Annotated in this window: 26 protein-coding genes; 6 read left to right on the forward strand and 20 right to left on the reverse strand. The window is 47.4% G+C overall.

The window, feature by feature from the left end; all coding sequences use genetic code 11:
* Nucleotides 1-249 precede the first annotated feature (249 nt).
* Nucleotides 250-843 (reverse strand): metalloregulator ArsR/SmtB family transcription factor, encoded by a 594-nt coding sequence (locus MKY73_RS18125; protein WP_339243025.1) that lies wholly within the window; start codon nt 841-843, stop codon nt 250-252.
* A gap of 178 nt (nt 844-1,021) precedes the next feature.
* Here MKY73_RS18125 and MKY73_RS18130 point away from each other — a divergent pair, with 178 nt between their 5' ends.
* From MKY73_RS18130 to MKY73_RS18140, 3 genes are all read left to right on the forward strand, one after another.
* Nucleotides 1,022-2,020 (forward strand): YpdA family putative bacillithiol disulfide reductase, encoded by a 999-nt coding sequence (locus MKY73_RS18130; protein ID WP_339241703.1) that lies wholly within the window; start codon nt 1,022-1,024, stop codon nt 2,018-2,020.
* A 5-nt stretch (nt 2,021-2,025) separates the two neighbouring features.
* Entirely contained in the window at nt 2,026-2,469 is a 444-nt protein-coding gene (locus MKY73_RS18135; protein WP_339241702.1) for a DUF441 domain-containing protein, read from the forward strand.
* Between the two features lie 140 nt (nt 2,470-2,609).
* On the forward strand, nt 2,610-3,122 hold the full coding sequence (locus tag MKY73_RS18140; protein WP_339302938.1) for an ADP-heptose synthase: 513 nt from the start codon (nt 2,610-2,612) through the stop codon (nt 3,120-3,122).
* A gap of 93 nt (nt 3,123-3,215) precedes the next feature.
* On the opposite strand, the gene MKY73_RS18145 is transcribed toward MKY73_RS18140, so the two are convergent.
* Complete coding sequence (locus tag MKY73_RS18145; RefSeq protein ID WP_339302939.1) at nt 3,216-3,665, reverse strand: NUDIX domain-containing protein; 450 nt, start codon at nt 3,663-3,665, stop codon at nt 3,216-3,218.
* Between the two features lie 69 nt (nt 3,666-3,734).
* Nucleotides 3,735-4,040 (reverse strand): HesB/YadR/YfhF family protein, encoded by a 306-nt coding sequence (locus MKY73_RS18150; protein WP_339241697.1) that lies wholly within the window; start codon nt 4,038-4,040, stop codon nt 3,735-3,737.
* Between the two features lie 484 nt (nt 4,041-4,524).
* Here MKY73_RS18150 and MKY73_RS18155 point away from each other — a divergent pair, with 484 nt between their 5' ends.
* Together MKY73_RS18155 and MKY73_RS18160 are read left to right on the forward strand one after the other, a co-directional pair.
* Complete coding sequence (locus tag MKY73_RS18155) at nt 4,525-6,270, forward strand: ABC transporter transmembrane domain-containing protein (protein ID WP_133384354.1); 1,746 nt, start codon at nt 4,525-4,527, stop codon at nt 6,268-6,270.
* 12 nt (nt 6,271-6,282) lie between these two features.
* Complete coding sequence (locus tag MKY73_RS18160) at nt 6,283-8,373, forward strand: ABC transporter ATP-binding protein (RefSeq protein ID WP_339302940.1); 2,091 nt, start codon at nt 6,283-6,285, stop codon at nt 8,371-8,373.
* A 142-nt stretch (nt 8,374-8,515) separates the two neighbouring features.
* On the opposite strand, the gene MKY73_RS18165 is transcribed toward MKY73_RS18160, so the two are convergent.
* From MKY73_RS18165 to MKY73_RS18205, 9 genes are all read right to left on the reverse strand, one after another.
* Nucleotides 8,516-9,142, reverse strand: coding sequence for a YdcF family protein (locus MKY73_RS18165; RefSeq protein WP_339302941.1), 627 nt, complete (start codon nt 9,140-9,142; stop codon nt 8,516-8,518).
* On the reverse strand, nt 9,139-9,684 hold the full coding sequence (locus MKY73_RS18170; RefSeq protein WP_053061520.1) for a hypothetical protein: 546 nt from the start codon (nt 9,682-9,684) through the stop codon (nt 9,139-9,141). The genes MKY73_RS18165 and MKY73_RS18170 overlap by 4 nt, the downstream gene beginning before the upstream one ends.
* A gap of 99 nt (nt 9,685-9,783) precedes the next feature.
* Nucleotides 9,784-10,494, reverse strand: coding sequence for a hypothetical protein (locus MKY73_RS18175; RefSeq protein ID WP_339302942.1), 711 nt, complete (start codon nt 10,492-10,494; stop codon nt 9,784-9,786).
* Entirely contained in the window at nt 10,491-11,546 is a 1,056-nt protein-coding gene (locus MKY73_RS18180) for an ATP-binding cassette domain-containing protein (protein WP_339302943.1), read from the reverse strand. The genes MKY73_RS18175 and MKY73_RS18180 overlap by 4 nt, the downstream gene beginning before the upstream one ends.
* A gap of 5 nt (nt 11,547-11,551) precedes the next feature.
* The gene (argS, locus tag MKY73_RS18185; protein WP_339302944.1) at nt 11,552-13,282 is read right to left on the reverse strand and encodes an arginine--tRNA ligase; all 1,731 of its coding nucleotides are present in this window, start codon (nt 13,280-13,282) and stop codon (nt 11,552-11,554) included.
* Nucleotides 13,283-13,388: 106 nt separating this feature from the next.
* Complete coding sequence (locus MKY73_RS18190; protein WP_339302945.1) at nt 13,389-13,565, reverse strand: hypothetical protein; 177 nt, start codon at nt 13,563-13,565, stop codon at nt 13,389-13,391.
* Complete coding sequence (locus MKY73_RS18195) at nt 13,562-13,696, reverse strand: hypothetical protein (protein ID WP_339302946.1); 135 nt, start codon at nt 13,694-13,696, stop codon at nt 13,562-13,564. The genes MKY73_RS18190 and MKY73_RS18195 overlap by 4 nt, the downstream gene beginning before the upstream one ends.
* Nucleotides 13,697-13,819: 123 nt before the next feature.
* Nucleotides 13,820-14,155, reverse strand: coding sequence for a four-helix bundle copper-binding protein (locus MKY73_RS18200; RefSeq protein ID WP_253433942.1), 336 nt, complete (start codon nt 14,153-14,155; stop codon nt 13,820-13,822).
* A 73-nt stretch (nt 14,156-14,228) separates the two neighbouring features.
* Entirely contained in the window at nt 14,229-15,332 is a 1,104-nt protein-coding gene (locus MKY73_RS18205) for a GTP-binding protein (RefSeq protein WP_339302947.1), read from the reverse strand.
* Nucleotides 15,333-15,503: 171 nt separating this feature from the next.
* Here MKY73_RS18205 and MKY73_RS18210 point away from each other — a divergent pair, with 171 nt between their 5' ends.
* Complete coding sequence (locus tag MKY73_RS18210) at nt 15,504-16,022, forward strand: molybdenum cofactor biosynthesis protein B (protein ID WP_339302948.1); 519 nt, start codon at nt 15,504-15,506, stop codon at nt 16,020-16,022.
* 68 nt (nt 16,023-16,090) lie between these two features.
* Here MKY73_RS18210 and MKY73_RS18215 read toward each other — a convergent pair whose 3' ends face one another.
* The 8 genes from MKY73_RS18215 to MKY73_RS18250 all read right to left on the reverse strand — a co-directional run bounded on the left by MKY73_RS18215 (nt 16,091) and on the right by MKY73_RS18250 (nt 23,191).
* Entirely contained in the window at nt 16,091-16,645 is a 555-nt protein-coding gene (locus MKY73_RS18215; protein WP_339302949.1) for a hypothetical protein, read from the reverse strand.
* 74 nt (nt 16,646-16,719) lie between these two features.
* Complete coding sequence (locus MKY73_RS18220) at nt 16,720-17,739, reverse strand: oxidoreductase (RefSeq protein WP_339302950.1); 1,020 nt, start codon at nt 17,737-17,739, stop codon at nt 16,720-16,722.
* A gap of 79 nt (nt 17,740-17,818) precedes the next feature.
* A complete protein-coding gene (locus tag MKY73_RS18225; protein ID WP_339302951.1) occupies nt 17,819-18,472 on the reverse strand; it encodes a hypothetical protein in 654 nt (217 codons plus the stop codon).
* Nucleotides 18,473-18,856: 384 nt separating this feature from the next.
* The gene (locus MKY73_RS18230; RefSeq protein ID WP_091017227.1) at nt 18,857-20,311 is read right to left on the reverse strand and encodes a nicotinate phosphoribosyltransferase; all 1,455 of its coding nucleotides are present in this window, start codon (nt 20,309-20,311) and stop codon (nt 18,857-18,859) included.
* A gap of 193 nt (nt 20,312-20,504) precedes the next feature.
* Nucleotides 20,505-21,062 (reverse strand): isochorismatase family cysteine hydrolase, encoded by a 558-nt coding sequence (locus MKY73_RS18235; RefSeq protein WP_339302952.1) that lies wholly within the window; start codon nt 21,060-21,062, stop codon nt 20,505-20,507.
* A gap of 67 nt (nt 21,063-21,129) precedes the next feature.
* Nucleotides 21,130-21,933 (reverse strand): NUDIX domain-containing protein, encoded by an 804-nt coding sequence (locus tag MKY73_RS18240; protein WP_339241682.1) that lies wholly within the window; start codon nt 21,931-21,933, stop codon nt 21,130-21,132.
* 78 nt (nt 21,934-22,011) lie between these two features.
* Nucleotides 22,012-22,416, reverse strand: coding sequence for a PaaI family thioesterase (locus tag MKY73_RS18245; RefSeq protein ID WP_339241680.1), 405 nt, complete (start codon nt 22,414-22,416; stop codon nt 22,012-22,014).
* A gap of 325 nt (nt 22,417-22,741) precedes the next feature.
* Nucleotides 22,742-23,191: a YlbF family regulator gene (locus MKY73_RS18250; protein WP_036609251.1), complete on the reverse strand. Its 450-nt coding sequence runs from the start codon at nt 23,189-23,191 to the stop codon at nt 22,742-22,744.
* Nucleotides 23,192-23,332: the final 141 nt, after the last annotated feature.

The following is a 23,332-nucleotide window of genomic DNA, read 5'->3' on the forward strand; positions in this document are numbered from 1 at the left end:
CCAAAAAGCCACGGGTGCGTCACCCGTGGCTTCATCTGAGCATGACATACTCCACGTTACAATGGATACTGCTATCCAACTAACGCAAAATTACATGCTTTGATCCGTTCCGGAGACGCTGTTCATATTCAAATTAACGTATACTGCATTTAAGTTTGTCATAAACAATCGCCTCCCTTGTAGAATTATCCATTATGTTACACACTGGGCTTTGCATTTGTCAAGCCCAAACTTTTTTTCCAGCCTACTCTATTTGACCTGATCCCAGCGCGTCCACATTTCTTTCGGATTCAGTTCATAGATCCCCTCTTCCCGATACATGAACTGATGCATGATAAATTCCCGCCGAATGGTAGCGAAATCTTCATGATACTTCTGTATAAATGTATTCATTTCTTTCTCGGTATACTTCCGACCGAACTCAAGCTGCTCGACCAGATGACCAAGTACAATCAGCTTTTTCTTGTATTGAGCGGGAATCTGACGCAGTCGTCCATCTTTGGAGAAAAAATTTCTCATGACTGACGCTTTCAGTGTTTCGTTCACATCACTCATATCCGTAACCTCCTCTCGCTTAAAGATAAAGTCAACCGAAGCCTGCGCATTCTCGCGGATAAACGAAGGATTCAGTGTGAAGTACACTGTATTTTTCTCCCGTCGTTCCTTAATCAGCGCCGCCTCTCTCAGCTTGGATGCATGATGTGTCACGGTTGGCTGTGACAGATTCAGCCGCTCGGCAAGTGCCTGTCCGTGCAGTTCACCCTGTGCCAACAACAGCAGCATGCGAAGCCGGGTCGGGTCAGCCAACGCTTTATGATAAGCCACAATTTTCTCCAGCTGCATCATCTTTCATCTCACTTTCAATTAGATAAATATCTAATTTGATATTAGTCTTTTCCTCTCTCCACGTCAACCCCTTTAGATTCAAGTAAGCTTGTCTGAGTTTAACTCTCTCTTGAACTGGCATTAGCTCGCTTTTTACGGTAGGATTATATTGCTTGAAATAAGGAGGATTAAGAACATGGAAGATGTCATTATTATCGGTGGAGGCCCATGCGGCCTATCTGCTGCCATTGAATGTGAACGGCTGGGACTGTCCGCTGTGATCGTTGAGAAATACAATATCGTTCAATCTATTTATCTGTATCCAACCCATATGCAGTTTTTCAGCACAGCGCCGCTGCTTGAGATCGGAAACGTTCCGTTCAGCACACCTAATGATAAGCCGTTTCGTTATGAAGCACTTGCCTATTATCGCAGGGTAGCCGAACATTTTGGTCTGCGTGTTCATAACTATGAAGAAGCCCGTGAAATCAAACGCAAGGATGATGGTACGTTTGAGGTACATACGCTCAATCGCCGCGGGGAAGCCATCGTTCATGTTGGACGCAATGTCGTTGTAGCTACCGGTTATTTTGACCATCCTAACTATCTGGGCATCCCTGGAGAAGATAAAGATAAGGTAACCCACTACTTCCGGGAAGCCCACCCTTATACCCGTACACGTGTCGCCATTATTGGCGGAAGCAACTCAGCCGTGGACGCGGCCATGGAACTGGTTCGGGTCGGAGCACATATTGATATGGTGTATCGCGGCAGTGGTTTGTCCCAGCACATTAAACCATGGGTACGCCCGCTGTTCGAGAGCATGGTGACAAAAGGTCATATCACACTGCACCTGGAATCACGCGTGAATGAAATACTCGATGATTCAATTCGTCTGATACACACGGATGGTTCCACTCGGGAACTGGATAATGACTTCGTACTGGCAATGACCGGTTTCCGTCCAGATCGTCAACTACTCACGTCGGTAGGTGTGGAGATGTCTGATGATATGGATAAACCTCTATATGATGAACAAACGATGGAAAGCAGCGTACCTGGTGTATATGTGGGCGGAGTCATCGCTTCGGGGCGTAATGCCAATGAAGTCTTTATTGAATCCGGGCGCTGGCATGGACGGTACATTGCGGAACATATCGTTAGCAAACAACGTGGACAGACTGAAGGGAAATGAAAACCATGGATATGACTTCCCTGCTGCTACTTGTATTTGCGGCTCTCGGGATTATCAGCAGCAACACACCTGTGACCGTAGCGATGGTATTTCTGTTGTTGCTACGAGTCCTGAACCTGAATCAGGCATTTCCATGGCTTGAAAAATACGGACTTACACTGGGCATCATCATTCTGACCATTGGCGTGATGGCACCTCTTGCCAGTGGCAAGATGAGTCTTCAGACGATCGGGGAGTCTTTCCTGCACTGGAAGTCACTGCTCGCCATTGGTGTAGGATTACTGGTGGCATATCTAGGAGGACGCGGCGCTACGCTGATGAGTACACAGCCAACTGTCGTTGCAGGGCTGTTAATCGGAACGGTACTTGGGGTTGCCCTATTCAAGGGTGTACCTGTGGGTCCATTGATTGCTGCAGGAATACTGTCACTGCTACTGGGCAAATCCTGATTCGGTTGTGATCGTTGTGACCTGACATGCTCTGCAGATTGGCTGTATTTCCTACCGTTGTGTGATATACTTCTATTCAGGCAAATGATGTACACGAGTTCACTTTTCAACTATTAATGGCGCAGGAGGATTAAGGAACCATGTCACGTCAGTTTATTACAGAAGCCGTGATGGTGGCCATTTACGGTCAATTGCTAGCGCCGCCCGCGCCTGTTGAATATATTGTTCCTTATACCACCATCCTTGAGCTATATGAATTCCAGACCAGTCCTGATCCCATGATGGATAACCCTGCAGATGATCAGCATGTGAAATCCAAAATCAATGAAATGATTTCTTATTTCGAGGAACCACTGAATAAGAAAAAAATAGAGCGTGCGTTACTTGTTCCATGGGCCAAAAGCCCCTCCATTTTATTTGGTGACCAAGTATCCATTGCCATTATCAACGCAATAGATACGGCACAGTACGGGGAGTATTTCGATCCCATTGAGACAGAATTGCTGCTGACATCTCAGCGCCTGAGTATCCCGATTCTCACCGATCAGGTTGAATTGATCGCACGCATCATTGAGTCTGAATCACCTGTACAGGTATTTGATATCGATGACTTTGATTTTGCAATGGATGATGAATCACTGGATCAGGTGTAATTCATGATTAAAGCACGTGAATCCGATTTTCAAAAAAATGACCTTGTCACCCATTTTACGTGGATGCCAAGGTCATTTTTGCGTCAACTTATTTTATTCTACATTATCCCGCGCTAACAGAATTCGGCTAATCTCATTCAGAGGTGGTAACGACTCCTGTGCGTAAAACTTAAGACCCGCGTCACTATTTACACGCGACTCCACAAGATCATCCTGAATGATCACTGTCCGGAACAAGGCAATGACATAATACTCTTCATCTCCGCTCGAATGCAGAGACCAAAGATCAGGCCCTGAATACAGACCTTCCAGTGTCATGGTATCAACGGTCCAACCTGTCTCTTCCCATAACTCCCGATGCGCAGCATCTTCTATGGCTTCCCCAGGGCGCATCTCACAAGCTGGCAACCGCCATTGACCGTGCTCCGCATGCTGAATCAGCAGTAATTCACCTTGTTCGTTCTCAGCCCGCACCGCCGCTTTTACAACAATATGAGAGCGTTTTGCGATATACTGGGCCAAATCTCGTGCTGGCAGATTCACTGCTTATCCCCTCCTCCTATTCGGAAGCCGGTGGCGACCTGTGATTCATTTATTGCCTAGCAGAATACTTCAAGGATTAGATATTTCAGTGTAACGATATTCGATATCCTGACCTTCATCAACGATATCCACATGCAGTTGGTGCCCTTTCAGATACCAATAATCGTGATCTTCCATAAAGAATTGAATTCCCGATACTTCGGTTTGATCGGCAGGATGTCTTGGTTTTTCCACAGCAATACCTAGCGAAAATCCAGGGTGAAGACCTCCGCCTGAGCTATAACGGGCAAAAAATCGAATGCTGTCTCCCTCGCTCAAATTCAGTTCTTCCTTGTACCAGCGAGCAGCTTGATCGGATACATGTATGGTACTCATTTGGTGTCAGCTCCTTCTGTATATATATGTTCCATCATATCTCTACAGGGACTTGAATACAAACCCGAGTGCTCCCATAAAGACAAAATAAATTGTGAAAAATGTTTGACAGATTGTAAAAGCCGGTGTTAAGATGCAAACATACGAGGTCTACATTGTATTTATTTCCAAAAAAGAAAGGGTGATTACGGTGTTTAACAAAGATATGATAGGTCAATTCAGCACACAATTAAATACCGGAGCACACCCGAAATCATTATTCCGTTCATAAGTCGGCATTACAGGCGGTCTTTCATTAGAACCTCTGTGATGTTTACTCACAATCGAACTTATATATGGTGGCGGCTCTGTTCTCGGAGCCATGCTGCCGTATGATGATATGAAGACATACCGCCTGCGTGCGGTATGTCTTTTTTTGTGGGTACATTTCGGCATACATGAACGGAATCTGCATTTTTCGGACATCGAAAGGAAGGGATAACACTTGTTCTCTGTACTTAAAAACCTGGCCTGGTTCTTCCGGCTGGAACGCAAACGATACCTAACCGGTGTCATCTTGCTTATTCTGGTGGGCATTGCCGAACTGCTGCCTCCTCGTCTTCTTGGCAATGCCATCGACGAGATTGTGCGCGGTTCCATTACCGGCACCTCACTTACGCGTTATATCTTGCTTATTCTAGGAACGGTCATCATTATCTATCTGGTTACATACGTTTGGATGCACAAACTGTTTGGTGGTGCCAACCTGGTGGAGCGGCTGCTTCGTTCGCGCTTTATGGACCACTTGCTGCGGATGACTCCTCCCTTTTTTGAGAAAAACAGAACGGGAGATCTGATGGCTCGGGCCACCAATGATCTTCGTTCCATTGCCACTACTGCAGGCTTCGGCATGCTGACCTTAACAGACTCTACAGCCTTTCTGGCCACTGTACTGTTCGCTATGGGTTTTCTGGTAAGTTGGAAACTGACCCTGGCGGCAATCCTGCCATTACCTTTTATCGCCATTGCCATGATGATCTATGGTAAAGCTGTACATCAACGTTACACCCTCGCACAGGATGCATTCGGAGATATGAATGACCAGGTGCTGGAATCCATCGCCGGTATCCGTGTCGTGCGTGCCTATGTGCAGGAACGTCTGGACGAGAAACGGTTCGCCGATGTGACCGAAGATGTGTATCGCAAAAACCTCGCTGTTGCCAGAATGGATGCCCTATTCGAACCCACCATCCGGCTCTTCGTTGGACTCAGTTATGTGATTGCACTGGCCTACGGCATATATCTTGTATTCCATAATGAAATTACTCTGGGTGATCTCGTATCATTCAATATGTACCTGGGTATGATGATCTGGCCTATGTTCGCCATCGGCGAATTGATTAACCTGATGCAGCGCGGTAGCGCTTCACTTGATCGGGTCAACGAGACATTATCGGTAGAACCTGCTGTACAGGATGTGGAGCAACCTGCTCACGTGACGAATCCGGAAGAAATTGCGATGCAAGATGTTACATTCCGTTATCCCAGTTCCACTGTCGACAATCTCAGTCATATCAGCTTTTCGCTGCGACGGGGTCAAACCTTGGGTGTTGTGGGTCGTACGGGTAGTGGTAAGTCTACTCTGCTCAAACAACTGCTTCATGAATACCCTGCCGGTTCGGGCACATTAAGCATCTCGGGTCATCCGATTCAGGAGATCGCCAAAGATGACTTGCATAGTTGGATCGGGTACGTACCACAGGAACAGGTTCTGTTCTCCAAATCCGTTCGTCAAAACATTCAATTCGGTAAACCTGGAGCCAGTGATGAAGTCATCATGGAAGCCATTCGTACCGCCGCTTTTGACGGGGATCTGGGGACCTTATCCGATGGACTGGATACACTCGTTGGTGAAAAAGGAATCTCGTTGTCCGGTGGACAGAAACAGCGGGTATCGCTGGCGCGTGCCTTTATTGCTAATCCTGACATTCTGATCCTCGATGATGCCTTGTCTGCCGTCGATGCACGTACTGAAGCCAAAATCATTGAAAATATTCGCAACAAACGCTCGGGTAAAACCACGCTGATCTCGACACATCGCCTGTCTGCTATTGAACATGCTGACCGAATCATCGTACTGGAGCACGGAAAAATTACGGAAGAAGGCACTCACCAGGAACTGTTAGCCATGAACGGCTGGTACCGTGAACAGTATGAACGGCAACAGGTCGAGTCCAATCTGTCCACGTAGGAGGTCAATACATTGAAGTCTAATACAGGCAAAAGGCTGCTCGATTACGCCTTGAAAGCCAAAGGAACATTTATCGCTGCATTAATTATGCTTACCATTGGTGTTGCGGCCGAGCTTGCCGGGCCGTTCATCGCCAAATCCATGATCGACAATCACTTGCTCGCGATTGAGCAGCCTTTCTATGAGACCACAGCTTCAGATGAAGCCGCAGTCTACAACGGTAAGAACTACAAACGCGAAGGCTTGTTCGAACCGGATGAAAACAAAGGTTCCGAAGTGCGGGTATTACAGGCCGGCAAAAGTTTTTATTTTGTAAACGAACCGGTCAATGCCCCTGACGGAGACCGCACATATGCGGATGGAATCCTCACGGTTACACGCGCAGGTGAAGTAACAGGCCAATATGCGGCAGCCCCCCTGTCCGCCGGTGAACTGTTTGCTTTTTACAAACCGGAGATGCCCAGCATCTATCAATTAATTGTGTACTACATGATCTTCCTCGTGATCTCGGTCATTATGGAGTTTGGTAAAACATTCTGGCTGCAGTCCTCGGCCAACAAGGTCATTCAAAGACTGCGCAACGATGTGTATGCCCACATTCAGCGATTGCCGGTGCACTTTTTTGATAACCTGCCCGCAGGTAAAGTTGTATCTCGGGTCACAAACGATACAGAAGCCGTCAAGGATCTGTTCGTTGCCGTTCTTTCGAACTTTTTCTCAGGAATCATCACGATTACAGGTGTGTATGTCGCACTTTTCCTGCTCGATGTTCGTCTGGGTCTGATCTCATTATTCGTGGTGCCGATGCTCATTACATGGATTGTGCTCTATCGTAAATTCGCCACTCGCTACAACACGATCATTCGGTCACGACTGAGTGAGATCAATGCGATCATTAACGAGTCCATTCAGGGGATGTCCATTATCCGCGTATTCCGCCATCAGAAACAAACCAAGCAGGAATTCGAAGATCTGAATGATGACTATATGAAACACCAGAACAAAATGCTCAACCTGAATGCCTTCACCTCACACAACCTGGTTAACGTATTACGGAATATTGCCTTTGCAGTGGTCCTGTGGTACTTCGGTTCCAGCGTGTTGGATGGCACAAGTATTATCTCCCTGGGTGTTCTGTATGCCTTCGTTGATGTCCTGGGCCGCTTGTTCCAGCCAATTACCGGCATGGTGAATCAGCTCGCCAACCTGGACTCCTCCCTCGTATCCGCTGGTCGCGTCTTTGAGCTGATGGATGAAAAGGGAGAAGCCGTAACCGATGGCTCCATGCCAAGATACAAGGGGAATGTTGTCTTCGACGATGTATCCTTTGCCTATAAAAAGGACTTCGTACTTAACAATATCTCGTTCAAAGCATCACAAGGTCAGACGGTGGCTCTGGTCGGTCACACCGGTTCGGGTAAGAGCTCAATCATCAACCTGTTATTCCGGTTCTATGATCCGCAAAAAGGCAAGATCACGATTGATGGTCAGAATGTTAAGGATCTGCCTAAACAGTGGATTCGCGAGCATATGGGGATTGTACTTCAGGACCCGTATCTGTTCACAGGCACCATTGCTTCCAACGTCAGTCTTGGCGATGAGAAGATCTCTCGTGAACGCATTGAACAGGCACTGCGTGATGTAGGCGCTGAGCGTATACTGGCTCATTTGCCTCAAGGCTTTGACGAACCTGTCATCGAGAAAGGAAGCACATTGTCTGCTGGTCAGCGTCAGTTAATCTCCTTCGCTCGTGCGCTGGCCTTTGATCCGGCCATCCTCATTCTGGATGAAGCAACTGCCAATATTGATACGGAAACGGAAGCTCTCATTCAGAACGCACTCGAAGTCCTCAAAAAAGGACGTACCACCTTCATCATTGCTCACCGTCTCTCCACCATTCGTTCCGCAGATCAGATTCTGGTTCTGCATCGTGGGCGAATCGTTGAACAGGGTGCACATGATGAACTGATGGAGCTTAAAGGCCGCTATTATAAGATGTATCAGCTTCAGCAAGGTGCGCAAGCAGCAGCGATCGCAACGGTGGAGAATCCGTCGGGCGAGACCGTTCGAACATCAGCCTCCTTTGCAGGAGGAAATGCATAATATAGTAAAACAGGCAACACAAAAACCGATCTACACAGCTACCTTAGGGGATTGCGGTGTAGATCGGTTTTTTTAGTTTCATCAGGAGCCATGTTCCTTTACTGCTTATTTCCCCCAGACAAAAACAATCCGCGTGCAGCTCTCACTGCTGCTGCGGATTGTCTATCCACCCTTTGATCGTATATCCCATGTACATTACGGTCTCTCTTGCGAGAAAAGGAAACTTGCTGCGCCAGGTTCGATAAGCCGTTGTTCGTGTCGGAGAGGGTACGGCATCCATGCCCAGCCCGACAGCCAGCTTCATGGCCCGTTTCATATGCAGCGGATCACTCACAATTGTATAGGTGTGATAACCGGCCTGTTCACCAATTGGAATGGAAAGGACTAGATTCTCCTCGGTTATTCTGGATGTGGTCTCTATGCGAATGTCCGCAGGATCTACTCCATGTGCAATGGCATACCTCTGACCCACTTCAGCTTCCGTGTGTTCTCCATCACCACTTGATCCACCTGTGAAAAGCAAATTACGAACTGTACCCTGACGGTATAATTTAATCCCGTGTTCGATACGTTCACGAAATACAGGTGAGGGGTTATCCCCCTCCACGGCTGCACCCAGAATGATGGCTGCGTCCGATATCCTGGACGAATCCTCATCCGTATATGCAGATATTCGTACTGCCGTAACCACAGTCCACAGGATTCCCATCAATACTACAGCCAGAACCGTCATTAATATCCAGCGTTTCGTTATCCGTTTACTTGTCATTCATCCTCTTCCAAAGCCCTTGCTTGCATACTCTCGGTATGCATACGCTCCAGCGTTTGCAGAGCTGCTGCGGATTCCGCATCCAGACCAAGCTCTGCAATCCAGGCACCCGTATATTGCTGAAGACGGATCTCCAACTCCTGTGCACGGTCTTTGAAATCCTCCAATTCCTTAATCATGCGTGAACGTCCTTCCGGACTGAATGTCTCATGAATGCGTTCCTTGAAATAATGATGTACGATACGGTTACGTTGCTGCCATAATTCATTCAACTGGCGAGTCTCTTCTTCAGAGAATGTAAAATGATGACGTACTTCGTGAATGAGCTGCCCCAGTGAACTGCTCATCTTTCGTTCGTACAGATCTTCCAGATCCTCTTCAGACACGGCTTTGCCCTGAGACATTTTCATTAATAAAATCAGATTGACCAGCTGCTGTTCAAGCGCCTGCCCGTAGTACACGGCCAATCCGTAATAGGCAAACAATTCCCTGGAGTGTTCGCTGTCCAGCATGTCACCATTCTGGATATCTGTATTTTGCATATGCGAGCGCCTCCTTCAACCGTACGATGTTATCCATTCCATGTCCCTCTATCCTAACCAAACCAAGAGCAACATTCAAGTTATCAGGAAGCGCGTCTTCTAACCCCGCAGATCTCTTCTTCCGGACAGCCACACATGGATAATCAGTAACCCCATTGCGTAGAGCACAGTCCAAAGAATAACCGAAACAAACGAGTCTATCATTGATTCATCAAATAACATCATCTCACGAATCAGATAAAAGGCTGGTGGAAGTATGCGGCCAAGCCATTCTAACGATTCAGGCAAACGTTCACTCAACGAACCTTGGATAAACGATAGTAATAATACAATAATGAGGGCAGGCATACTGCGACTAAGCAAGGGAATGTACGATTTTTGAAAGAATACACTGATGCCCAATCCCAGCATAGATAATCCCAGATGTCCTAACCAGGTCATCATCCACTCCTCACCTGTAGGTTGTCTTTCAAACATTCCAGCGAACACGGGATATAGCACAGTAATTGCGATGAGCATGAATTGCATAATCCAGGCACAGATGAGTTGACTTGTTACAACCTTACGCCTGCTTCCTGCATGAAGGACCAGTAATTGAAACTGCTTCGCGGGTTCGGTATTCATTACCATGACTCCATGCCAAGCTGCTGCCAGAAATAACAACATAGCCGTGACACTGTAACTGTCCGCAATTGGGTTGGGTTTGTAGGAATAGATCAGCAACATGGCGATGATATAAAAGATAACGGGTGCAAAATATTTCTGTGAGCGAATGTGATGCCTTAACAAATATCGGGTCAGATAGATCATTCGGCTTTCCCCCCCGCACCATCCATGGAAGAGCTTAAGTCCACAGATTCTGTGACACCTCCACGACTCGCATGTACAGCTGGATGTTGTCCTTCCAGCAGACTTTCCATATGTAATTGACTTTCCTCCTGTTGTACAGACACTACCGAACCTCTGGAAGCCAGAATCATTCGGAGAACATCATCTGTGGATTGTTGAACCACTTTCCAATCCCACAACCAAGATTTTGCGTTCCCCAAGCTTGTATCACGATCTAAAGACAACACTCCCGGTTGATGTGAAATGGATGGATCGTTAGCCAGATCCTCTCCAGCAGGAGCCAGACTTTGAATACATACAACCGGTTCGCCAGCTTGCAGTATATCCTCACGATTCCAGTAGCGGAGCACACTGCCTTTCTTCAATACAATTACCTGGTTCGCCAAACGTTCAATAAGCAAGGGTTCATGACAAGCTGTAACAATGCATGTCCCTTCATCCTTCCATTCCCCCAATAGGGATACGACTGCCTCTTGCGCTGGAATATCCAAGCCTGATAACGGTTCATCCAGCAACAAAAGACCACCCGGTCCAGCTAACAGGGCCTGAATCAAATTTACTTTTTGCAATGTGCCCTTGGACAATAGGAGTAACTTCAGATCGATCGCGGTATCCAGATATAAAAGTTCGCTAAGTTCTCTTATCCGCCCACGTAGTTCTTCGGGGCGAATGCCCCGAATCCGTCCCATCTCCCACAAGTACTCCCTAGATGTAAAGGGTACACGTGGCAGGCCATCTACTGCATACTTTGCAGAACCATTCAATGTGCGATGAATCGATCCTTTGTCAGGTAACAGAATACCCGCCATCATACGAAGCAATGTGCTTTTGCCCGAGCCATTTCTGCCAACAATCACAGCGCATTCGCCCTGTTTTACTTCCAGATTAATTTGATCCAGTACCTGAGCATGACCTAATCGTTTGCTCACTTGTTGAAGCAACATACCTCGGACTGATGAGTCTGGTGAAGCTTGATTCGACTTCCTGAAAAGACCACGTGTACTCCATGTCATTGGGATCACATCCGTTCTGGAGCTTGCACACCTAGCAAATGTAAACTGTACGCGAGGCGTTCGGCAGTCCGTTTGGCCAATGCAACCCGGAAGGATCTTACATCAGATGGTGCATCCGCAATCCGTTCGGCGTGATAGAAGCGGTTGAACGCTTGAGCGACATCTATTGTATATTTCGCAATGACCGAAGGCTCATTCCGATGAATTGCTTTTACCAGATATTCGGGATATTCACCGAGCAGTTTCAGCAATGCCCAAGCGGTATCTCCGATACCGGATGAACTGGTCACTGTTTCATTCTCACCATCCGCAAAGCTGGGGTTAGTCAGATGGTTTTCATTTTCTACACGTATCGCCTCTTCTGCCTTGGCAAGCACACTTTGAATCCGGGCATGGGTATATTGCACATAAGGTCCGGTCTCTCCTTCAAAACTCACCGCATCTTCCAGGGAGAAGTCCACATCGTTTAACCGATTATTGCGGAGATCACCGAAGATAATAGCACCTACACCAACAGCCTCGGCTACCTTCTGAGGGTTCTCCAGATTCGGGTTTTTCTCCTGAATAATCTGCAAGGCACGAGCGACTGCCTCATCCAACACTTCCTGCAAGAAAACCACTTTACCGCGACGTGTAGACATTTTCCGTCCCTCAAAACGCATTAATCCAAACGGGATATGTTCACATTTCGCAGACCATTCATGCCCCATCCGGGAAAGGACCGCAAATACCTGCCGGAAATGCAGCTTCTGCTCGCCTCCGACCACGTATAACAAGCGATCTGCCTTCATCACCTCATGACGATACACCGCCGTAGCCAAGTCCCGTGTAGGATAGATGGTGGTTCCGTCTTTTTTGATAATCAGGCAAGGGGGCATGTTCTCGTCCTCCAGACGTACCACGAGTGCTCCATCACTTTCTTCAAGTAAACCTTTCGCCTTGAGTTCTTCAACCACCGCGCCCATCTTGTCATTGTAAAAGCTCTCCCCCAACGTATGGTCGAACTGGACATTCAGACGTTTATACATCCTGTTGAATTCCTTCATGCTGACTTCCACAAAGAACGCCCATAACCGCTGTGCTTCTTCATCCCCTTGCTCCAGCTTGCGGAACCAGTCCCGTGCCTCAATCTCCAGAGAAGGATCGCTCTCCGCCTCATCGTGAAAGCGCACATACAGTTCCAGGGACGTACGGATCGGGTCTGCCTGCAAAGCTTCTTCATTGCCCCACCGTTTGTACGCTGCGATCTGCTTGCCAAACTGGGTTCCCCAGTCTCCCAGATGATTCACACTTACAGAGGTATAACCCGCTTCGTTATACAACCGATACAGTGCTGCACCAATGACAGTAGAACGCAAATGTCCGATACCAAAGGGTTTCGCGATGTTAGGAGAAGACATATCAATCACGACACGCGAACCCTGACCAAGCTGAAGCTTACCGAATGCGGCATCTCCCAGTTCTTTTAGCAGATTCGGCGCGAGCTCCTCCCGATTAAAGCGGATATTTACATACGGCCCGGCCGGAGTCGCTTCAATTCCAGATGCCTGCAATCCCGTTGCGAGCTCGATCGCAATGACTGCCGGTGCTTTTTTTAATGACTTCGCCAATGCAAAACAAGGGAATGCTGCATCCCCCATCTCCGCTTGTGGTGGAACCTCCAGTAATCTCATAACTTCTTCTTCAGTCAATCCCGTTAAAGGCGCAATATCGGCCGCAGCCTGCTTCATCAACATGTCAAACACTCCTTATCCATTCATTAGTGGCTGAAATTAAACACAAAAAAGCTCCCGTCTCTACATAAGAGACGAGAGCTGACTTAACAGTTCCCGCGGTACCACTCTAAGTGAACAGGCTGCTCTTCATATGCATCAACATGCATACCTGTAGAACCTGTTCCGCTCGATGCGTATAACGGTCGCAAGCCGAGTTACCCTCAGACAGATCTGGCCTATCCCCAATCGGGATACGTACATCTTTTCGGATAACCATCTCACGGGTGCGGTTCACACAGGTCATGTCATACCGGCTTCCACCTCTCCCGGCTCGCTGTCATGTATGGGTCTGGCTACTCTCCCGATCATGGATATTCTTCGTTTCAATTCATTCCCATCATTATACATACCACGTTTAGACTTGGCAACCTGCATTAAAAATCCCCTACTGAAAGGCAACACATAGGCATATCGTCTCAGATGCCTGTGTTTCACTACCTTCCCTTAGGGGACCAAGGTCATTATCGGTTTTATTTATATGTTCCAGTGATATAGTAATTACGCTACTGCTGCCATTAACCGGCAAGCTTCTGCACATCTGCGGCAAGCCTCTGCACATGCTTGGCAGTGATCGTGGTTGTGTTTGCCACACTCTGCGGCGCAAGCTTCACAAGCTTTCACACACAATTCGCATATTTCAGCAATGAAATCACTTCCACGTGTCATCGCTTGTGCAGCAAAACTGCAGATCTCCGCACATTCCCGATTCAAACGGATACAATCACGCAGCATCGCCAGATCATATTCTTTCAGACTCGATATGTAACATACGTTGCAAGCATTCATGCACTCCAGGCAAGCATCGATACATTGTTGATATTGTTGTTGTGTCATTTAAAGTTACCTCCCAGGCAAAGTTTGCTATGCTTCTTAATACCCAGTTGGGAGGAATATTGAATCATCTAACTTACTTTATCGCTTCCAATTCCAGTAATTGGTCACGAATGACAGTTTGGTCAAAATGTTCACCTATAAACACAGCAACATTAGGGACATTTCCCTGAGGTGTGATCTTCATGTAATCCGATTCACGGTAGGCATACTGGAACCAGAAGCGGCTCGCCGTGTCACTAAATGATAAAATGCCTTTTGCTCGATACACATCACGTGGCAATGCGGATACAAATTGTTCAAACGCCTCGCTGTTCACCGGTTTACTGAAATAATGAGTGTATACCATGACATGTTCGTGTGAGGCATGAGGAGCAGCATGCTCGTGACTGTGGTCATGAACATGGCTATAGGATGCGTCATTATTCGTAGCATCTCCTTGAACCGTCTGATGTTCATGTCCATGATTACAGCCATGTGTACCACAGGTTTCCGTGTGCTCATGGTGAGCCGGCTTATCTGCTTCAGAAGTTGAATCATGCACATGCACGTCTGCCCCACTGCGAAGCAACAGATCCATGTCCACCTCACATTTGACTGTAGGGATTACAGGTGCGAAGCCATTCCATTTTGCCAAGAGCTGTTCCAGATCCTTCAGCTCCTGCGCACTCACCCGATCCGTTTTGTTCAAGAGAAGCACAGACGCGCAGCGAATCTGCTCCTGCATCAGTTTAAAGGTCTGCCCCTTCTGCTCCTGATACAGACCAGATAGATGTGCTGCATCCACAACCGTGATGAGACTTTTCAGTTCCAGTCGCATGTAGAGCGAGGTCTCCGTTACCGCATCCAGAATCTCCATTGGATTCGCCGCACCGGTTGCTTCAATAACGATCACATCCGGTGATTCCTCCTGAACGAGATCGGCAAGTTGCAATCCCAAGTCACCACGTACGGTACAACAGATACACCCACCTAACATCTCTGTCATGGGAACGGTGGAATCCACAATCTGACCATCCAGATTGACTTCGCCTAACTCATTCATAACCACTGCGGGACGCAAACCCTGTTGTTGCCAATGTTCGATCAACTGAACAAGCAGTGTTGTTTTGCCACTCCCCAAAAAACCTGACAGTATATATACAGGTATGGATTGTTCTTTTAAAATTGTTTCATTCATGCGTATACACCTCTCTGATTGTCCTTCTTGTAACCTGATCTATCTGTATCTAGCGAGTGTACACCATCCCGCATTCGTTATGCAATCATGTTCAATTCTTCCCCAGTACATTGCCTGATGCTAACGGATGGTCTATGCTATGAGGACATGTTGATTGAAGGAGGAAGTTTCATGACTAATTCAGTGGAACAACATCGCCAGGAAGCGCCGACCACGGTATCGTGCATGATTGTTACAGTGTCAGACACGCGCACCAAAGACACGGACACCAGTGGCCAGCTCATGCACCAGCTTCTGAATGAAGCAGGGTATCAGATTGTTGAATACATCATTACACCAGATGAAACGGAGAACATTCGAAGCATCCTGCAGGATGCAGCTGTTCGTGATGATATTGAAGCCGTGCTGCTTAGCGGCGGAACAGGAATTGCCCCCCGAGATACGACCTACGAAGCGGTATCCTCATTGCTCGACAAGGAACTTCCAGGTTTCGGTGAAATCTTCCGATTTCTCAGTTACACCGAAGATATCGGTTCAGCTGCCATCCTGAGCAGAGCCGTCGCTGGTACGATTGGACGCACTGCGGTATTCTCCATGCCGGGTTCCAGAGGTGCCGTCAAATTGGCCATGGAAAAACTCATTTTGCCCGAATTGCGGCATGTCATGCGTGAAATATATAAACCCGTCTGAAAGATCAGACGGGTTTTTCAGGTTTATTTTCAGCTGTACGGTAAGGTCCTAAGGATACCTCCCTTTACTTACTTTAGTTGCCCCAGCACATGTTGGAACACCTGCATAACATCCTGTTCATACTTGTCCTTTTCCCCACCCGAAGCTGTATACACGAGTGAGACGTATCCTTTGCTGCGAATCGTTGTTCGGCCAAGCGCATTCTCCAAGACAGCCTCATCACGATTCTCACTATACATTTGTTTCATGCTGGCAGCCCGGGTTGCTGCATCACTAAAAATATGAACTTTCACAATGTGTCTGCTACTTCCATTCAACAAATACATATAAGAGATCCCACCATGGCCATCTTCTTCAAACATATTATTCATCAGCTGGATGCCTTTGGCTTCAAAACTCTTACTGATCTCACTCACCAATTCACCGTTTAATCCGTGTCCTTGACTCTGTGCACGCATATTTCCTTCATCTGTCGCTTCGCGGGTGTAGACCTTCCGCTCCTGCTCAATGGATGATGCCGAACAAGCCACCAGGGACCAGACACTTGTGATCAACACACCACCTATAAGCAACGACTTCATTGTCCTTCCAACCAGACTTCGGCCTTTTCTACCAAAACACATGCCAATCCTTCCTTTCCAGCCACATGTACTGTGACCCAATCAGGTAGAATTAGCATGTCTTAGGACTTGGAAACTTATGCAGATGGCAGATCTGATATTGTATTGACCACAGTCCGGCCTACTGCACCACCTTGGAGTATCGTCTCAAGCGTATGCGGCAACTGGTCTAGCGAAATTTCCCGGATTCCCAGTTCCAGCGCGCGCTCCGGTTTCCATTCTCCCCCAAGCAGTTCCCACAGCCGTTCCCGACGTTCCATTGGGCAAAATACAGAGTCTATACCAATAAGCTGGATACCACGCAAAATAAACGGGAGTACCGTAGATTCAAAAGCTGTGCCGCCTGTTAACCCGGATACCGCTACCGCACCTCCGTATTGAATCTGTTTCAATCGCTCCGCGAGAGCAGGTCCTCCTGTTGGATCAACAACACCCGCCCATAGCTGTTTCCCCATGGCTCCTTTAGCTGGAGCATCAGCTTCTTCACGAGTAATAACCTCCGAAGCTCCCAAGTTCCGGAGCAATGACTCCTCCTGATCCTTCTTGCCTGTGCTGGCTGTTACTTGGAAGCCAAGTTTCGCCAGAATCGCAACTGCCATACTTCCAACGCCACCCGTTGCACCCGTAACCAGAATCTTGCCCATCTCCGCTTTCACTCCAGCCTGTAACAGCGCATCTACCGAAAGTGCAGCCGTAAATCCTGCCGTTCCAATCGCCATGGCTTCTTTCTCACTGAGACCCGGTGGAAGAGGCACCAGCCATTCACTGCGCAGACGAGCATACTCGCTGTACCCTCCGTAATGAGATACGCCAGGTTCGAACCCTGTACTGATTATCCGATCTCCTGGTGCAAAACGTCCACTCACGGACTCTTCTACCGTTCCGGCCAGATCGATTCCCGGTACCATCGGGTATTCACGAACGACGCCACCCTTCTCAAGAGTCGCAAGTCCGTCTTTATAATTGACACTGGAATATTGCACCTGTACCGTTACATCTCCATTCGGAAGATCTTCCTTCTTCAGTTGCTCTATACCCGCTTTCACTCCGCCCTGCTCTTCTTTACGAACAACATATGCGTTAAAATGGTTTTTCATCGATCGCCACTCCTTTTTCGGATTTTAAATTTTTTCCATTAAGCACATGAATTGTTCGCATTCAGGCTTAACTTAATCATCAAGCTCTGTCTCTCCTGAGCGTCAACAGATAGATTAGCGGACCCACAATAGGGATAATGCCTGCCGCGGCCCAAGCTGGTGAACGTCGACTGCCTTTGGCATCCCTGTATATTGCAATCACGGAAAGCAAGGTCAACAGTACAAAATCAATCGTCATAATATGTACAAAGGATGATTGCTTGAACGCCTCCACATATACATCCGGATGACCTTGCGTCATGGCATAAAACGCTGTCCCCAGCGTTAAGAGCAGAAGGACTACATGCGTCAGCTTGTGGGCCGCTACCCGTGCAATTCCCGACTCCCGCAGACGACCAAAATGCAAGCTTGCGTAACCCGAAGCTCTATTCGCGGATGATGACCAAGCATAATAGGGAAGCAGCGCAAACGCACCTAATCCAAAAGAAAACAAGACAAAAGGCCAAGCCGGTACACGGCCACCTCGTTCTTTCACAGATGTTCTTAACAGCATACAAGCATACACTGCCGGGAAAATACCTAACCACGAAAACACAGTAAGTAACCAAGGCTCTTTGCTTTGCATGGTGATCAGTTCTTTGAATATTGGATCACTTCCAGGTGACTGCCCCGGTGCCAACAACAATGCATAGGCAATAAAAGCGATCCAGACCAGTCCTAATATCCATCGCATGTCTGCACCTCCTCTTACTTTCATCCCCTACAGCTGTGGGATTGAATCAATCGTTGCAGAATTTGGCGTCTCCTGCGCTTTCCCGAGAAATAATGACTGCTTTTCCCCCACAACCTCTTGAATTGCGCATGACCATTTCCAGTATAGCCTGCTACCTTGGCAGTCTGTCCATGAGATTTCTTACATACGGGTCCATGACAATCGGATCATATAAAAAATGTCTATCGACATACTTTCTGAAGACAGACCACGTTTAGCTGAGATTTTTTTGTAAGCATCGAATCGTTCAAGCTTCGCTAAACACGTGTACATTCCATGATCATCAAAAAGGCATAAGCCAGTATTCTTATCTGGTTATGCCTCATTGTCATTCTTGAGTTTAGATCATTCTTCTGTGGATTTCACATGTTCCGCAATAAGCTTCTGCTTCATATTCCATGCCGCAGGGCTAATGTTCACACGGTAGATCTCCGGGTTAAGCTTCCGTTGGTATTCTGGCCAGAACAGATTCATCTGTTCCCGGTGATACGCCCGAATCTCATCCAGATTAGGCAGCTCATACACTTTGCGTCCGTTCACAAAGATCGGCTCCAGCATATTGACCGCTTCGTAGCGGGTAACGGTTTTTTTCAGGTAAGGGTGCAGCGGGTTGAATAGCTTGAGCGGTCCGCCTTGGAGCGGCTGCTCTTCATCTGGATAGCAGATATAATCCGCAATCGCTTTGCCATGTTTCGGATCAATGATCCGGAACACTTCCTTTTTACCTGGAGTGGACACCTTTTCAGGATTGGCCGATATTTTGATCGTAGGCAGCATGGCACCGTCCACTTCACGTTCTACCAATTTGTACACTCCACCCAAAGATGGCTGGTCAGAAGCGGTAATCAGCTGTGTGCCGACACCCCATGTATCAATTCGTGCTCCTTGTGCCTTCAGGTTGAAAATCGTGTTTTCATCCAAATCATTGGATGCTACAATTTTCACATAATCCAGGCCAGCCTCATCCAGCATCTGACGTGCCTGAATGGACAAGTACGCAAGGTCACCGCTGTCCAGACGAATCGCATTCATCTTTTTGCCTTGGCTCTCTAACTTCTTGGCTGTCTTGATGGCGTGAGGTACTCCACTGTTCAATGTGTCAAAGGTATCCACCAATAATGTAACCTGATCAGGCAACACTTTGGCGTACACATCAAACGCCTCCTGTTCACTCATAAAGCTCTGTACCCAGGAATGGGCGTGTGTACCTGCTGTTGGGATTCCGAAGCGCTCTCCGGCCAGCATGTTGGAGGTTGCATGGAAGCCTGCTACATACGAAGCACGTGCGCCCCAGATGGCCGCATCCGCTTCCTGTGCACGCCGTGTACCGAATTCGAGCAACGTATCCTGTTGGGCTACCTGTTTGATCCGCGAAGCCTTGGTTGCAATCAACGTCTGATAATTCATGAAGTTAAGTATTGCCGTCTCCACCAATTGTGTCTCCATAATGGAGCCTTCTACCCGAATGAGCGGTTCGTCAGGGAAAACAATTGCTCCCTCCTTCATGGAATGAATCGTGCCCTGAAATGAAAACTGGAGCAACTCTTCCAGAAAGACCGGATCGTAATTTTCCTCTTGTTTGGATAAAAATTTGATGTCGTCCATCGTAAACCGAAGCTGGCTGATGTAGTTCACAATCCGTTCCAATCCGGCAAATACCGCATATCCGTTGCCAAAAGGAAGCTTACGGAAATAGGCTTCAAATACCGCCTTCCGCTTGTGCGTACCATTCACCCAATGGGCGTACATCATATTGATCTGATATTTATCCGTATGTAAAGCCAGGCTAGTTGTCTGCATTTGTCTCATCCTCTCTGACTTCCGCTCGTGCCCCCAGATTTCAATTGAGGACACGGGTTAACATATGGAGACTCATTCTTCATGATTCTGTTCATCCGCATTAAACAAACAAGTCTCCCGTAAAACTCTATACACCATTCACCACATTCATCCGGTTCTTAACAGGCAGAACCAAACAGAATTATCGATTAAATTACGCAAGGACTGTCTCACTCGCCTTAACCACCGAAGCACTCAGGCTGGAACGGAAATGTCCTAGCGCCCATTCATGTCCTGCCGGATTAAAGCTGGCAACAGCATCTTCATATACCGTAATATGAAATCCTTTATTGTAAGCGTCCACTGCGGTATGCAATATGCAAATATCCGTGCATACCCCTATGAGTGCAATATCCGTAATGCCACGTGCACGCAGTCTGAGTTCCAGATCGGTTCCACAGAATGCACTATATCTCGTCTTATCCATCCACCGAATATCGTTTTTCCGTTCTTCCATCACTTGGGCAAGACGGCCATATAACTGTCTCCCCGCTGTATCTCTGATGTTGTGAGGTGGGAAAAGTACCGTCTCCGGGTGATACGGATCATTTTCTTCGTGCAGGTCCACGGCCATGATTACCTCATGTTTGTTATTACAATAAGCCTCGGTTACAGCTGCAATCGTCTCTTCGATCTCTACCGCCGGCTGACCTACAGGTAAAGAACCTGTCACAAAATCATTCGTAAAATCAATCACAATCAGTGCTTTCATCGTCAACACTCCCTTAGCTCAGAAATAGTTGATCCTGATTCAACCCAATGGACACATCTGCACCTTTTTACGTGTAGATGGAAAGGCGTGGCACGAGTTCTGTAAAACGATATAGCTGCGCCGGACGCTGCGAGTACTGGTTGGAACTCACCAAGTTCCCCTCTTCATCCCGTACTTCTTCCACAATGCCTTTGCGACTGCGGGTAGACGTAATCTTGCGAATGAAGTTTGGTTCTTCAAAATCCGGTACTACACTTTGAATAACCTGATATAATTCACTTAATGTAAAATCACGTGGCAGGAACTGACGAGCAATCGTCGTCTCCAGCATCTGCTGTTGAATGCGTCGATATGCATCTTCAATGATTGTTCTGTGATCAAAGGCAAGTTCCAGTTCTTGCAGCGCCTCCTGAATCGTGAACAATCCAACGTCCTCAGCATCATCTGCTGCTTGACGTTGATCCAGCATCCATTCCTCTACTAGCGCGAAAAATGCGTGAGATATAATCCAGCCCCTCGGGTCACGACCCGGCTGACTGTATACATTCAAGTACTCCAGATGTCCACCGTCTACACCTGTCTCTTCCATCAGCTCACGCTTGGCTGCACCGTAAATGGATTCATTCTCCTGACAAAAACCACCGGGTAATGCCCATCTACCTGCAAAAGGCCAGCCTTTGCGTTTAATCAGCATCACTTTCAATTCCCGAATGGGAAGTGTCTTGGTCACCGTCTTGCGCTCCCGCTTGGTCAAGGTGAACATAACGATATCCGCAGGAACTCCATCGGGGGTACGATATTTCTTGGAACTATAAGCACGTGCTGCTTGTTCGTCGCTCTCTGAATTGAAGTGTTCGTAGTTTTCGTTCATGGGCACCACCGACTATTTTCATTTTGATAATTTCATTATGACATAATAATATTTTTTGTCAACAGCGGGATTCATACTTTACGTTCTCGGACGTGCTATACGGAAGGTAGCCGTAGCCATGCATCCCAACGTGCCAGATGCATCACGAACCTCTGATTGAGTCGTAACACTGCGTCCAGCTTGATGTAACACTGTAGCCGTCACCGTTAATTCCCCTTGTTTCATGGGTGCGAGAAAATGTACATTCAGATTGGTTGTCACACAGCCATCTACTTCCATTGCTGCTGTTGCAACCATCCCCATCGCCTGATCCATCAGTGAAGTTAATACACCCCCATGAATAATCCCCATGGAGTTGGTATGATGTTCGCCTGCTGTCAACGCGATCTGTACTTCTTTGCCATCTCCTTTAATATATCGACATCCGAGAAATCCCCAGAATCGTTCGGCTCCGTCTTCTACCATTTTGTCCAAAATGCTCATTATTCATTTCTCCTTTTTCACTGTGCGTATCATGCTCTCTTGATGTCATGTGCCTTTAACATTTGAAAATCAGCGCGCCACACAAAATAACCCCACAACGTGGAGCTTTGCTTGGAATGATATTCCGAGTACTTGGCGACAGCCACTTCACGTTAAGAGTTATGCAATATAAGAAAAGCTTCTGATCGAAGCCTTATCGATGATGCCACATTCCTGGTTTAGCAGTTGCTTTTCTTGCGATTATCGAATCCTTCAGCTCCGCTGAAAACTTATAATTTTATAATCGTCAAAAAGGGCGCGGACAGCGTCCGCACCCTTCCGTCATTTAACCGCAACTGGTCGGAGGTGAATCCGTTCCAGCCTCCACGTTTACTTTCTCGGAGACCGTATCCCGGATTACAGAGATCACGAGTTGAAGCAAGTAGTTGATGTCGCTCTGGCTCTGCTGGAATTCCGTAACCAATGGAATACTGTCCAGTTCGCTTTGCAGATCTTCAATTTCCTGTTCAATTTTGCTGACCATCTCCACATTTTTGAAGCTCTCAAAAGCAACGATTTCTTTTTGTTTCTTCTTGATCGTTGCGATCAACTGCTGGATGCGCTCATGATCACGAATTTTGGTTTCAGCCTGTTGGAACTGTCTAACTTCCTCACTCGTTCCGAGCATATCAGCCAATTCTTTGGCTTTTCCCATAATGTCGTCGCGTATGACCAGATTGCGCGTATCGTAGGTAGGCATTCCGTAATGGTTGTACTGCACTTCTTCCTGCGCCACTGAAATCGCTCCATTCTATGAGATGATATAAGATGAATACTGGATGTTGCACTAAGCTCAGTTGACTGCTGAGTGACCGCTGCGGTGTCGGATCGTTCTTTTGATCGCTGTTGTCTCCGAATTTTCTTGATTACATTGTTC

The sequence above is a fragment of the Paenibacillus sp. FSL R5-0519 genome (assembly GCF_037974275.1).
Taxonomy (GTDB): Bacteria; Bacillota; Bacilli; order Paenibacillales; family Paenibacillaceae; genus Paenibacillus.